Annotated in this window: 16 protein-coding genes; 14 read left to right on the top strand and 2 right to left on the bottom strand. The window is 43.8% G+C overall.

Translation table 11 applies throughout. The features are described 5' to 3' along the window. Positions 1-1,593 (top strand): stalk domain-containing protein, encoded by a 1,593-nt coding sequence (locus tag EKN16_RS03290; RefSeq protein WP_125653689.1) that lies wholly within the window; start codon positions 1-3, stop codon positions 1,591-1,593. A gap of 92 nt (positions 1,594-1,685) precedes the next feature. Beyond that, positions 1,686-3,086, top strand: coding sequence for a L,D-transpeptidase (locus EKN16_RS03295; RefSeq protein ID WP_125653690.1), 1,401 nt, complete (start codon positions 1,686-1,688; stop codon positions 3,084-3,086). A 2-nt stretch (positions 3,087-3,088) separates the two neighbouring features. Here the strand turns inward: EKN16_RS03295 and EKN16_RS32035 are convergent, their stop codons facing one another. Beyond that, positions 3,089-3,226 carry a hypothetical protein gene (locus EKN16_RS32035; protein WP_164522654.1) on the bottom strand — a complete coding sequence of 46 codons (138 nt, stop codon included), beginning with the start codon at positions 3,224-3,226 and terminating at the stop codon, positions 3,089-3,091. Positions 3,227-3,420: 194 nt separating this feature from the next. On the opposite strand from EKN16_RS32035, the gene EKN16_RS03300 reads away from it, so the two are divergent. The 5 genes from EKN16_RS03300 to EKN16_RS03320 all read left to right on the top strand — a co-directional run bounded on the left by EKN16_RS03300 (position 3,421) and on the right by EKN16_RS03320 (position 7,826). Next, on the top strand, positions 3,421-4,521 hold the full coding sequence (locus EKN16_RS03300; protein WP_125653691.1) for a quinone-dependent dihydroorotate dehydrogenase: 1,101 nt from the start codon (positions 3,421-3,423) through the stop codon (positions 4,519-4,521). 15 nt (positions 4,522-4,536) lie between these two features. Continuing rightward, positions 4,537-5,340, top strand: coding sequence for a GTP diphosphokinase (locus EKN16_RS03305; RefSeq protein WP_125653692.1), 804 nt, complete (start codon positions 4,537-4,539; stop codon positions 5,338-5,340). Beyond that, the gene (locus EKN16_RS03310; RefSeq protein ID WP_125653693.1) at positions 5,340-5,870 is read left to right on the top strand and encodes a DUF309 domain-containing protein; all 531 of its coding nucleotides are present in this window, start codon (positions 5,340-5,342) and stop codon (positions 5,868-5,870) included. The genes EKN16_RS03305 and EKN16_RS03310 overlap by 1 nt, the downstream gene beginning before the upstream one ends. A gap of 365 nt (positions 5,871-6,235) precedes the next feature. After that, a complete protein-coding gene (locus tag EKN16_RS03315; protein ID WP_125665814.1) occupies positions 6,236-6,985 on the top strand; it encodes a pseudouridine synthase in 750 nt (249 codons plus the stop codon). 46 nt (positions 6,986-7,031) lie between these two features. After that, complete coding sequence (locus EKN16_RS03320; protein ID WP_125653694.1) at positions 7,032-7,826, top strand: Cof-type HAD-IIB family hydrolase; 795 nt, start codon at positions 7,032-7,034, stop codon at positions 7,824-7,826. 81 nt (positions 7,827-7,907) lie between these two features. On the opposite strand, the gene EKN16_RS03325 is transcribed toward EKN16_RS03320, so the two are convergent. Continuing rightward, entirely contained in the window at positions 7,908-8,000 is a 93-nt protein-coding gene (locus EKN16_RS03325) for a sporulation protein YjcZ (RefSeq protein WP_125653695.1), read from the bottom strand. Positions 8,001-8,380: 380 nt separating this feature from the next. Between EKN16_RS03325 and EKN16_RS03330 the strand changes: the two genes are divergently transcribed. The 7 genes from EKN16_RS03330 (at position 8,381) to EKN16_RS03360 (ending at position 12,172) form a co-directional block, all read left to right on the top strand. After that, the gene (locus EKN16_RS03330) at positions 8,381-8,707 is read left to right on the top strand and encodes a hypothetical protein (RefSeq protein ID WP_125653696.1); all 327 of its coding nucleotides are present in this window, start codon (positions 8,381-8,383) and stop codon (positions 8,705-8,707) included. 35 nt (positions 8,708-8,742) lie between these two features. After that, positions 8,743-9,279, top strand: a complete 537-nt coding sequence (locus EKN16_RS03335; RefSeq protein ID WP_125653697.1) for a DinB family protein — start codon at positions 8,743-8,745, stop codon at positions 9,277-9,279. Between the two features lie 185 nt (positions 9,280-9,464). Next, entirely contained in the window at positions 9,465-9,662 is a 198-nt protein-coding gene (locus EKN16_RS03340; protein ID WP_125653698.1) for a hypothetical protein, read from the top strand. Positions 9,663-9,687: 25 nt separating this feature from the next. Next, positions 9,688-10,218 (top strand): hypothetical protein, encoded by a 531-nt coding sequence (locus tag EKN16_RS03345; protein WP_125653699.1) that lies wholly within the window; start codon positions 9,688-9,690, stop codon positions 10,216-10,218. 21 nt (positions 10,219-10,239) lie between these two features. After that, positions 10,240-10,710 carry a GNAT family N-acetyltransferase gene (locus tag EKN16_RS03350; RefSeq protein WP_125653700.1) on the top strand — a complete coding sequence of 157 codons (471 nt, stop codon included), beginning with the start codon at positions 10,240-10,242 and terminating at the stop codon, positions 10,708-10,710. A 40-nt stretch (positions 10,711-10,750) separates the two neighbouring features. Next, positions 10,751-11,278, top strand: a complete 528-nt coding sequence (locus tag EKN16_RS03355; protein WP_125653701.1) for a DUF6886 family protein — start codon at positions 10,751-10,753, stop codon at positions 11,276-11,278. Between the two features lie 177 nt (positions 11,279-11,455). Then, the gene (locus tag EKN16_RS03360; RefSeq protein ID WP_125653702.1) at positions 11,456-12,172 is read left to right on the top strand and encodes an alpha/beta fold hydrolase; all 717 of its coding nucleotides are present in this window, start codon (positions 11,456-11,458) and stop codon (positions 12,170-12,172) included. Positions 12,173-12,184: the final 12 nt, after the last annotated feature.

Genomic DNA, 12,184 nt, shown 5'->3' on the forward strand with positions numbered 1-12,184 from the left:
ATGAAAAAATGGAAGAACATAATGACCTATACGCTAGCAGCAACTGTTGCATGGAGCAGCTTTAGTATGGTAGCAGCAGCTGACGGAGCAGTTACTTCTGATTCCGTATTAAAGAACAAATCTATGTATGAAGTATACACAGTAGCTGGAACTGGCGAATTTAATTTCAAAGATGGTAAATTGGGACAAGAGGCATTCAGAGAACCGAGTTCTTTGCTCTATGAAAATGATACGTTTCTAGTAGCGGATTCACTCAATCAACGACTTCGTGTAGTAACAGCCAAGGGAACTCATGAAGCTGCGGGCATTGAGCTTGGTACGAATGATTATCAGGTTCCAATTGGTGGACTAATTAATGGAACCGTGGATAAAGCTGCTTTTAACAGTCCAACCGGTTTGGCACTGGACAAGAATGGAACCGTATATCTTGCAGATGCAGAGAATCATGCGATACGTACAATAGATGAGAAAGGCAATGTTGCTACATTAGCAGGGAATGGGAATCTTGGCCTTAAGGATGGAGCAGCTAAAGATGCGAAGTTCTACCATCCACTCGATGTAGCTGTAACGAAAGACGGCGTTGTTTACGTCGCGGATACTTTGAATCATGTCATTCGTAAAATTCAGAATGGTGAGGTAACTACCTTAAATGCGGCTTCAACTCGAATCGTAGAATATGTACCGGGTGCTGTAGAAACCTCTGGTGACTTTGCGGATGGACCGCTAGCCGAAGCCAAGTTCAATGAGCCAAGCGGTTTGGCACTTGATAGTAAAGGCAACTTATATGTAAGCGATACAGGTAATGATCGCATTCGATATATTGATTTTGCTGAGAAAAAGGTCAGCACGGTAGCAGGTGGAATGGACGGACAAGCATCGCCATATCCAACCGATTCCTTATACGCAGCAGGCGGATATGCGGATGGAAAAGCGGTAAACGCCCTCTTCCATGCACCTCGCGGACTGACTGTAACGCCCGAAGGCGGCGTGTTGATCGCGGATTCATTGAATCATGTTATTCGTTATTTGAAGGATGGACAAGTGACGACTGTAGCTGGACAGGCAGAGGAAGCCGGCACAGGGGATGGGTTAGCCCAATATGCAACATTTAATCGTCCAACTGATGTTATTTGGATGGGGAATGGCGTACTTGGTGTAGCAGATGCTGGGAATAATAAAATCCGTTTGATTGCTCCTTATGAAGCTCCTGAGGGGCTGAAATTAGGTGCAAAGGTACATTTGATTTATAACTCAACCCTACTAAAAACGGATGCATCTCCGATCGTGCTCAATAATTCGGTTTTCGTTCCTGTCCGTATTTTGACAGAACAGCTGGGGTTCAAGGTACAGTATTCAAAAGGCATGACAACCTTAACCCAAGGTGACATTTCATATCAGCTTCAGGCTGGTTCATCAAAGGTAACCAAAACAATTAAAGGGCAAGCAGCGCAGACTTTAACGCTTGTTGCAAAGCCTCTTAACAATCAAAATAGGTTGTTCCTGCCAGTGCGGTTCTTCGCTGAAGAAATTGGACTCGATGTTCAGTGGTTGTCCGATATTCACGGGGTACTGCTGAGGGATAAAAAGTTCTAATTGAATAAAATACAATATTTAGCTGCCCGATGCCACATCGGGCGGCTTTTTTGCCGATATAGATCTTATCAGCAATTTCTGGGAGGGTTTATATGGATCAGCGGGATGATATGTCCTACTTGAAGCGTTACGTTCAAAGCCATCCCGATAATCGAATGGCTTGGTATTTATTGGGTAAACAATATATTCTTGAAGATAAAGAGGCCAAAGCCAACTATTGCTTCTTGCAAGCTGGAAGTATCTATGAGGCCTATGAGAGGAAGCGGCATCCACTTGCCTCAGAGCCCCAGCATATCATCAAGTCTTGGAACCGGAAGAGGAAATTCAAGATGCTGGCAGCTCGCACTGTAACGGCTACGATTATCTTGTTATTAGCCATAATTGCCAATCCATTCGTACAACTTTATGAGGAAGAGAACATGAAGGAATCATTGACAACTGCTACCTACGATAAGACGCAGGGAGAGAAGCTCGACGTAGTCTTTGTAAATCCAGTTTCTGAAAAGGCTGTTGGTCAGTCTTTAGGAGCTTTATTAGAAGGAAGCGGTTCTGCTGAAACGGGACTTGCGGTTATGCTTGAGCAGGATGAGAAATGGCGGAAATGGACAGGGGATACACGAATTCTATTGTCGACGAAGAAACAGGGCAGCGGTCAAGGATATGCGATTCAAATGCTTGATGCAAAAACCTGCAATTGTCAGCCAAGTGATTCGTCAGAGGCATTTGCAGTTTACCAGGACTGGAGTGGCGTTCAAGAGGAGCGCTGGACGCTAATAAGTGCTATTTCACAATACCAAGATCTATTTAATAAATGGCCGGAGACGATAGATGATATGGTAAGACCTTATCCGAACAATGTGCTCTCCGGTCAAACGGGAAATATGCGTGCGATGTTTCCTGCTATATTGAAGCAGCTGAAAGCGCGAGCACAAAAGGGAACAACTGGTTTAGGCGGTATTGACACCGGAGATTCGAATAATGGTAAGCCTGACGTTAATCACATGAAAGGGAGCGCAGCTGGCAGCCAAAGTCAAGCGTTAACTCTTCCTGAAACCCCTCTTTCTATTATTGTGGATAGGAAGACACATCGACTTGCAGTTGTAAGTGGAGATGTTATTGTACGGAGTTATTCCGTTGGTCTTGGTGGGGATAAGACGCCGGGTGGAAGCTTCTATATCAGTGAGAAGGTAAAAAATCCAAATGGACATGATGATGGCGAGTTTGGCAGCAGAGGGATGACGCTCTCAGGAACCCGTTATGCGATCCATGGGACGAATGAGCCAAGCAGTGTGGGTAAAGACGAGTCACACGGGTGTGTTCGAATGAACAAGGAAGATGTGGAGGAATTATTCGACTTGGTGCCGCTTGGCACGAAAGTGGAAATAAAAAGCGGCGTACTCCCTGTCACACTCTCACCGGAAGAGAAGCGATTCAAGCTTCAACCGATGCAGGACGAGACGAACCCCGCTGTTGTATATCGTTGGCTTACCTAAGCTTAAGTGAAGATGAGTAGAAGTGCCATCACAATGACGACTACGACAAAAATGGAGGCGATCCATACTAATGCCTTCTTGTTTACTTCTTCTTTAGGCTTGGCCTTCATCATTGGTGGTTTCTTCTTGACATGGCTCATGTGGATCAACCTTTCTCTCACTATGAATGGGTTCGTTCATTCATTGTAACCGTTTCCGGGATCTGCCGCAATATTGAAAAATGGAGCAACACGGACGATTAGCTCTCTCTTCTCGTCCGTGATGCTCTTTCTTTTTCCAGTCGAACAAGTTAAAATGTTCGATAGAGCTAACAAGAAGAACGGAGTGAGTGAAGTTGTTATATCGTAAATTGGCCAAGCCATTTTTATTTAGAATGGATGCGGAGAAGGCCCATCATCTCGTCATTGACGGGCTCCATTCAGCAAGGCGAGTTCCAGGTGTACCAGCGGCGATGCGCGCGATGTATGGTGTCTCGGAATCACCCGAGCTAGCAATGGATTTGTTCGGACTACATTTTCCACATCCCATCGGTTTGGCTGCAGGGCTGGACAAGAATGCAAAGGCTGTCGATATGTTTGCTAATATCGGATTTGGTTTCGCTGAGGTTGGAACAGTTACACCAAAAGGACAAGCTGGAAACGAATTGCCTCGTCTGTTTCGGCTTCCGCCTGATCAGGCGCTTGTTAATCGGATGGGCTTTAATAATGAAGGAACAGATGCGATGGCTGCGAGACTTGCCAAGCTCAAGCAGCATGCAATCCCGATCGCGGTTAATATTGGGAAAAATAAGGTAACACCAAATGAGCTTGCCCATGAGGACTATCGGGCTTGCATAAAGGCGTTATATACATATGGTGACTTCTTCGTCGTAAATATCAGCTCACCGAATACACCGGATTTGCGTGCACTGCAGCATGGCAATGAGCTTCAATTGCTTCTCTCCACAGTTATGGAAGAGATGAATATTCAAGCTAAGGCCTCCGGAACAAAGCGCAAATCGGTACTTGTAAAGATAGCACCCGACATGACCGACGAGCAGCTAGCCTATACGGTTGAGACCATTTATGCCAGCGGCGTGAATGGAATTATTGCGACGAATACGACGCTTAGCCGTGAAGGTCTTACACATCCTAATGCACGCGAAGCTGGTGGACTGAGCGGTAAGCCGCTTACGGAGCGTTCAACAGAGGTTATACGCGAGGTTTACCGTTTAACAGGTGGGAAGCTGCCTATTATCGGCTCAGGCGGCATCTTTACGGCAGACGATGCATACGATAAAATTCGCGCAGGTGCTAGCTTAATTGAGGTATATTCGGCGCTCATTTATCGAGGGCCAGCGCTTCTCAAAGAGCTGACTAAGGGACTTAAAGAGCGGCTGCGTAAGGATGGATTCTCATCGGTCATAGAAGCAGTTGGAGCAGAACATCGGTCATAGACAGGAGGCGGCTGGATGGACGGTAGAGATTGGAACCTGTTTTTACAGCCTTACGAGCAGGCGGTAGAAGAGTTAAAGGTCAAATTCAAAACGCTGCGAACCGAGCTTAAGACAAGAGAAGCTTACACGCCCATTGAATTTGTAACAGGACGTGTGAAAAGGATCTCTAGCATATTAGAAAAAGCAAAAAGACTGCATGTCCCAATGGAGAATATCGAGACAGGGATTGAGGATATTGCAGGGATTCGCATTATGTGTCAGTTCGTAGATGATATTCACAGAGTGGCAGCGTTGATTCGCTCTCGCAGGGATTTATCCCTCGTGTACGAGAAGGATTATATTACGAACTTCAAGGACAGCGGTTATCGGAGCTTCCATATGATAGTAGAGTATCCGGTCCAAACAGCGATTGGTCTCAAGAATGTGCTAGCAGAGGTTCAAATTCGGACGCTCGCCATGAATTTCTGGGCGACCATTGAGCACTCGCTTAACTATAAGTTTAAAGAGAGCCTGCCCGACGAAGTGAGGGAGCGTTTGAAAACAGCAGCGGAAGCGGCATCGGTGTTGGATAACGAAATGTCCAGTATTCGAAAAGAGATCCTTGATGCACAGCGGGATTTCGAGGAGAAATCGAATATGGTTTCGAGTGTTCTCAGTGATATTCAGCAGCTGTATTTCTTCCATCGTGTACGGGAGGCCGTACAGTTTCAGTTGAAATTCAATGAGCTTTGGGAGCGGGAGGATGCCTGGGGTATCCGAATGCTGGCGGATGATATTCGTTCCGCGCTGCAGCGTGCGAGGAAGAGCGGTAATAATTAATGACAGTGGATCCAGCTTATGATGAGCGATTTGTCCACTTTGTTGTATTGTTTAATGTAGATGCGGATTATTTTGAATGTCATGAGGTGATGGAGGAGCTGTGGCTGGAGGAAGGCCGAAGCTTACTCTATCAAGGCTTGCTTCAGGCAGCAGTTGGCCTTCATCATTGGCGCAATGATAACTACTCTGGTGCAGTGAAGCTCTTCGATCAAGCGGAGAATAAGCTTGTCCAGTATCCGAACGTAAGGATGGGGCTTGATCTTGGGCAACTTCGTGCAGATATTGCACGCTGTGTAGCGCCTTTACGTCACTGGGTAACAATGATGCGATCGGGAGAGCAAGCTATTGGCCCTGCTGGGGATGAAGTGGGTATTGAAGCAAGTAACACAAAGGTTCGTGACACATGCTTAATTGTGGGTCCACCGATATTTGTTCCGTTTGAATTGGTTGTGGTGGATGAGAATCTGCGACTTCTAGCGAAAGTGCTTGCGGAAATTCCGCTTGAAGTCAGGCTTCACAATGTAGATTAGGGTGACGAATGAACTGTGAAAGTGGCAGCGCCTGATTTCAAAGGCTCTGTCATTTTTTTGTTAAAATATAAGAAAGTATAAGTTTCCTCTATACTTTGCTTATATTTCAGAGGGAAGAAACTTGCTTCGCCGCCAAGGACGGCGCTAGCCGTTTCTTCTTGGCTTTTGACTCGTTATTTGATCTTTCGATAGATGGAAGTTGGTCAAGCTCTGCCTTTTTATTATACAATAGATGTTAGTGTAGCTTGGTTAGTGCTTTGGCGCTTCTTCGGTCAGATGGCTAATCATAGGATTGAGCTAGGCAAGCAGGAGTGAATAAATTGAACTTACTGCTAGTTAAGGGGGGTATTCGAGTGGCAAAAAGGATGCGGCTGGATAAGCTGCTGGCAAATATGGGGTTTGGTACGCGAAGTGAAATGAGAAGAGCAGTTAAGCAAGGAATTGTCACTGTAGATGATATGACAATAAAGGATTTTGGTTTTACATTAGATCCTGAGGTCGCTGATGTACGATATGATGGAGAGCGCGTGGTCTATCGTGAGGTTATCTATGTTATGCTCCACAAGCCGCAAGGTGTTGTATCGGCAACTGAAGATTCAAGAGACAGAACGGTTATCGACTTACTCGATCCAAATGATCGGGTCCTGCAGCCTTTTCCAGTCGGTAGGTTGGATAAGGATACGGAAGGGCTGCTGCTGCTGACTAATGATGGCAAGCTTGCTCATGATCTGCTTTCTCCACGCAAGCATGTTCCTAAGATCTATGAAGCGGATGTGCTTGGTGATGTTGGGACGGATGACATAGTTGCTTTTGCCGCAGGGGTAGCACTTGATGACGGGTACGTAACGATGCCTGCACAGCTTATTATCGATAGTCAGGAAATGTCTGATGACGGTCTTATGAGCCATATCACACTGACCATACACGAAGGAAAGTTTCATCAGGTCAAACGGATGTTTGAGGCTGTGGGGAAAAAGGTCGTCTATCTACGCCGTATATCGATGGGACCGCTGCAGCTTGATCCTGAGCTGTCGCTTGGGGATTACAGAGCATTGACAGAGGCCGAACTGGAGTCACTTCTGTCGGTTCATGACAAAGAAGTTTCTGCCGATTAAGTAAGTAAGGATAAAATACATCGCATTACTGACAGGTGGGACAAAAATGGGTTTACATGTAGATTTAATTGCTTTGGATGTGGATGGTACTCTGTTAACGGATGGACATGTACTGACTACTGCTGTAAGGGATGCTGTACGTGAAGCGGCTTCCCTAGGTGCCGAAATCGTTCTATGTACGGGCCGAGGACCAACGAATACGTTTCCTGTGCTTGAAGCATTAGGGCTATCCGGTACGATGATTACTCATAATGGCGCGGCAACGATTGATACTCTTAATCGTGAGGTGATCCACCAATACGGAATTAGTCCAACTGAAATCACTCGATATCGGGAATACTGTTTGCGGTTTGGGTATCATTTCGATTTGAATACCGCCTTTGATTTGATGGTCGAGAGGCTGACGCCTGAAGCAGAGGCGATGTATGGAAGGTATGAGGCTATACCGATTCAACGGGAATCGACAGATCCTTTGCCTGAGGATCTTGTGAAGTTTACGGTCTTTGGCTCTAAGGATGAGATCGATACAGTAGAATCCGTGTGGAACGGCTGGACCAATGGGCTGCAGCATATCCGCAGCGGTGACTATTTTGTCGATGTACAGCATTTGGAGGCAAGCAAAGGAAAGGCCCTGCGGCAGCTTGCTCGAACACGCGGCATCGAGCCGAGTCGTGTAATGGCGATTGGCAATTATTACAATGACATCGGAATGCTGACATTCGCAGGAATCGGTGTAGCCGTCGCTAACTCCCCAGAGGAAGTGAAGGCTGCTGCTGATAGGGTGACCTTGTCTAATGAAGAGGATGGTGTCGCAATTGCGATTCGTACCTATGCCTTTTAGTTTTGGATGATGATTGGAAATGAAAAACCGCCGTAGGGGGAGCCCCTACGGCGGTTTTCGCATTATAGGCTAGAAGATGGATTAGTACAGAACTCCGCGGGAAATGATGACCAGCAGAATAAACAAAACCAGAATTACACCAGACGATGTAAAAGCTCCGTGTACACCGGACATGCAAATTCCTCCCAATTGGTATTTTTCCGATACCGTGCTGCTTCATCTTCGTTGTTATGTCTCGGCATTCGGTATACAGTATTGTATGAAATTACCCAAAGAGCGATTGGACAGATGCCCTGTTTCTTCAATAATTAGGCATTTAACTTGCGTTGAAATGCTGATTAAACGGATAACTGGTTACGAGATGTATGGCAGGGAAGGGAGAGTGCTGTAATCAAAAAAAGGGAGTTTTAATACAGAGGTGGTTAGGGGTTGCAAGTGCAGACAAGTATACATATATTGGAATAGCAGGCATGTACAAAATATTCTTAGAGTTGGTGAGCGATGAGTGTTGGACGGAAAGATAACGCCGAAACTTGAACATTCCTATTTATTTCATGTATACAAATATATATGAACTTTGTAACAGAAAGACCCCACTGGCTTGGTATTGTTTACTGGATAACACTGCCTATCTTTTATTAAATATCGTAGTCATCGGTCTTGATCTAATCAAAAAGGATTTTGTGACCCTAAGGGGAAGATTAGTGGAGAAAGAGGAACTGAAAATTAAAATAATTTTGAAAAATAGTAAGGTGAAAAAATATTATCTTCATAACGAATTCGAACATGAACTGGGTCAAATTGAAGTAAATCAAACGATTGAATTAAAGCTATTTAGGCGAACAAGGTCTGTTATTCACATCAAAGATGTGTCGCATTAGGGAATAATTTTACGACGATGAGGGGAGAGGGTGTAGTGGAGCAGGATGAAACAACGAATTACTTCTGGTACATAACTAAACATCGAATGACTAGTCATTATTTGCCTAAATTTATAAGGTGTCTGGAAAGCTTAAGCAATGAGCAAATATGGACATGCGGGATCAACGAGATCAATAGTATAGGCGGTATTATTCTTCATGTAATCGAACATGTAAAGAGAAATGTCAGTCGTCTCTTGCATTCAGAGCAGGTTTTTGCAAAAGGGATCGAGAATCATTTTCCAATAATGGAACAAGATAAACAGCTTCTAATTGCAAAGCTAGATGCTGCCTTCCAAGAGCTGAGGGTGGGGATGGAAGCGTCAGCAGGAGAAGAAATTGAAATTTACAATTGGTATCACTTAGTTGAACATACAGGCTATCATCTTGGGCAAATCGTCGATCGAGCGCAGCGAATGACAGGTATTCAATATCAGTTCGTTCAAAACGGAATTAGTGAGAAGGCGTTGAAAATCTTAGTGGACGATGATCGAGTAAATGATATACCTCCGATAGACCATGGGAGACCATAGGGAATTCAGAAACAGAGTATGGTAATATAATTGTAGAAGAACCCTCATTTAACAGTGTTACTGAACATAATCGCAATATTATGGGAACGTCCAGCAAGGCAAGTAATTTAACAGTGCTGCGGCACCTTTTTTATTTTTTCAGAAATCATTGGAAATGAAGACATTTAGGATAAGTGGTGATTCTGATGAAAAAGAAAGTGAACACTTTGAAAGTGGCGTTACTGAATTTCTTAACGGCGATCTGTTTCATTATTGCTGCCTCTTTGTCAAATTTCAGCTCATCCAAGATCAGCTATGGATTTATTGTTACAGCTCTGTTATTTTGTATTACCGGAATGATTAACGTATTGAATTATTACAAAAGTAAAAGAGAGAATGAATAGCTCTCAGGAGAGAATGTGAGATCGTATGATTGATGAATTACAAAGAGCAAAAGAACTCTTTCTGACTTACCTTGGTAGTACGGTTCATATGCATCGTGAAGGTATCTTTGAAGAATACAGAAGTTATCAGGTATCACAGCCGCTAGAGGCGGAATGGTTCAATGAGATGGTTGGTGCATATACGAAGGAATTATCAATAATGAACTGGCAGGCGGTTGAACGTTTAGCGTCCATAGCTAAGCATTATTCGGAGCCTCTTATTCTTGAGAATGTCATAGCATTTGTTTCACGTCATCTAATGAGCGCAGATAGTATGGTTAGACTCATGTATGGGGAACGGATGATTGATCTCATTAAAAATTTGCGAAAAGGAATGCCAGGAGAATTGCTGTACAGAGCGTATAAAACGACTATTGAGTTGCTGGAGGACGTTATTGCCAAGCCATTAGTTATTGATCCTGGTCATGATTTGCAGCTATTTCAATTGAGGGATAAGAAGGCATTAAACAATAGGGCTCGCAGGAGTATTGAAGAGCTTAATGACTATATTAATTGATTTGGAAAAGAGGTACTTAGGATGGGAAATATACAACTGAGACAGGTTATGCCTGATCATGCGGATTTGGCAGCTTTGATTCAAAAGCTTGACGCTGATTTGTTGAACAGATACCCCGAAGGCGAAATATTCGGACTGAACTTTGACGATCCTAAGATCAATGAGGTTGAATTTCTTGTTGCTTACTCGGATGAGGTTCCTGTAGGATGCGGAGCGATTCGGCCGCTGGATCACGAAAGCACAGAATTAAAGCGATTCTTCGTGGAGCAAGCATTTAGACAGCAAGGAATCGCCAAGCAGATTTTAATAGAATTAGAGACAAGGGCGAAGGAACTAGGCTTCAAATCGATTAAACTAGAGGCTGGTGCGCCACAACCTGAAGCGATCCGCTTTTACAAAAAGCACGGTTATTATGAAATTGATCGATATGGGGAATACGTTACATGTGAATCCAGTCTTTGTTATGAGAAACGGATCTTGGAGGGAGTCTAGCCGAATAAAGTAATGCTACCAGTGAGAGGATGTCGATTGAGTGAAGTTGTATCACTTCAGTGAAGAATCTAATATTACGAGATTTGAACCACGGCAGTTGGATTACCGTAAAGATGAACCAGCTATGATATGGACGATTGATGATTTTCATGCTCCCCATTATTTTTTACCCCGAGATTGTCCTAGAGTATGTGTTTGGCCCAAAGAAGATACCTCCGAAGAGGACCTGCATCAGTTTTTTGGTCACTCCAGTACGAACCGTCTCGTAGCTATAGAAACAGGATGGTATGAAACGGTAAAGAATACGCAGCTTTATCAGTATACGTTTAATTCGGATGCCTTTACCTTATACAACAGGGATGCTGGCTACTACATAACAAAACAACCTGTAATACCGCTCGCTGTAGAACCCCTCGATGACCTATTAGCTGCTATGATTGCTCTGGGTATTGAATTAAGAGTAACCCCATCGCTAATACCTCTAAGAAACTCTATTCTGAATTCGACTGTTAACTTCTCCATGATCCGTATGAGAAACATAAAAGAAGAGAAAGAACATCATGAATGAAGAAGAACCTTTACACTAATTTGTTTTAATCTCCTGTATAATGGTTTTATACCAAATAATTGGAACGGTAGCTCTTGATTTTCCTCGTCAAAAGAAAGCCTAAGTTGTAACCTTCAGCCCTTCAAATGCGTCTAATATCCATCTAAAAGTATTCTAATGAGCGGAGGGAGATAATAGATGAAACTTTTGTCCGCATATACAAGCAACAATGGGGTCCGTATTCATTATTTAGACTCCCATTCTTTTGCTGATGACCAATTTCCCCCTATAATTATCTGTCCTGGGTTATCGGAGACAGCTGAAGAGTATGCGGATCTTATTGAGTATCTCTTACCTAGAAGAAGTATCGCTCTTTCGTTCCGAGGCAGAGGGCAAAGCGATACACCTACAGAAGGTTATGATTTGGAAGAGCATACTTCGGATATAGAGAGTGTTTTGCGAGCAACTAATATCCAAGCTTTTCATCTGTTTACCTACTCTCGTGGTGTGTCATATGCTCTTCGATTTGCACAAAAGCAACCCTCTTCCATTCTCTCACTAATTTTAGGAGACTACCCACCGGAGCATCGGAAGATGTCAGCGGAGTGGGCGGAGGATTACATTCAGCATTATCTAGAGCCACATCATCGTTTAGGCCATATTCGCCCTGAAGCAGTTAGAGCCATCCAACGTGAATCTACACAAATTGCTTTGCACGAGATGATGAGATTTCCTGTCCTTGTAACAAAAGGGATGCTTGAGGATTCACTTATCAGTGAAACCGATCTTCAGAGCTATAATGAGATTTGTACGAATTTATCCATAAAATGTTTTCAACTCTCAGGTCATGGCATAAAAATGACAGAAAAAGAATTATTTTATGAAAGTATACAAGATTTTTTGAAACGGAACTGATGCAGCAGTATA

This window comes from Paenibacillus baekrokdamisoli, from assembly GCF_003945345.1.
Taxonomy (GTDB): Bacteria; Bacillota; Bacilli; order Paenibacillales; family Paenibacillaceae; genus Paenibacillus_Z; species Paenibacillus_Z baekrokdamisoli.

Coding starts and splice junctions, on each gene's coding strand:
- EKN16_RS03290 (WP_125653689.1), top strand. CDS start 1: ATGAAAAAATGGAAGAACATAATGACCTATACGCTAGCAGCAACTGTT.
- EKN16_RS03295 (WP_125653690.1), top strand. CDS start 1,686: ATGGATCAGCGGGATGATATGTCCTACTTGAAGCGTTACGTTCAAAGC.
- EKN16_RS32035 (WP_164522654.1), bottom strand. CDS start 3,226: ATGAGCCATGTCAAGAAGAAACCACCAATGATGAAGGCCAAGCCTAAA.
- EKN16_RS03305 (WP_125653692.1), top strand. CDS start 4,537: ATGGACGGTAGAGATTGGAACCTGTTTTTACAGCCTTACGAGCAGGCG.
- EKN16_RS03310 (WP_125653693.1), top strand. CDS start 5,340: ATGACAGTGGATCCAGCTTATGATGAGCGATTTGTCCACTTTGTTGTA.
- EKN16_RS03315 (WP_125665814.1), top strand. CDS start 6,236: ATGCGGCTGGATAAGCTGCTGGCAAATATGGGGTTTGGTACGCGAAGT.
- EKN16_RS03320 (WP_125653694.1), top strand. CDS start 7,032: ATGGGTTTACATGTAGATTTAATTGCTTTGGATGTGGATGGTACTCTG.
- EKN16_RS03325 (WP_125653695.1), bottom strand. CDS start 8,000: ATGTCCGGTGTACACGGAGCTTTTACATCGTCTGGTGTAATTCTGGTT.
- EKN16_RS03330 (WP_125653696.1), top strand. CDS start 8,381: ATGTATACAAATATATATGAACTTTGTAACAGAAAGACCCCACTGGCT.
- EKN16_RS03340 (WP_125653698.1), top strand. CDS start 9,465: ATGAAAAAGAAAGTGAACACTTTGAAAGTGGCGTTACTGAATTTCTTA.
- EKN16_RS03345 (WP_125653699.1), top strand. CDS start 9,688: ATGATTGATGAATTACAAAGAGCAAAAGAACTCTTTCTGACTTACCTT.
- EKN16_RS03350 (WP_125653700.1), top strand. CDS start 10,240: ATGGGAAATATACAACTGAGACAGGTTATGCCTGATCATGCGGATTTG.
- EKN16_RS03360 (WP_125653702.1), top strand. CDS start 11,456: ATGAAACTTTTGTCCGCATATACAAGCAACAATGGGGTCCGTATTCAT.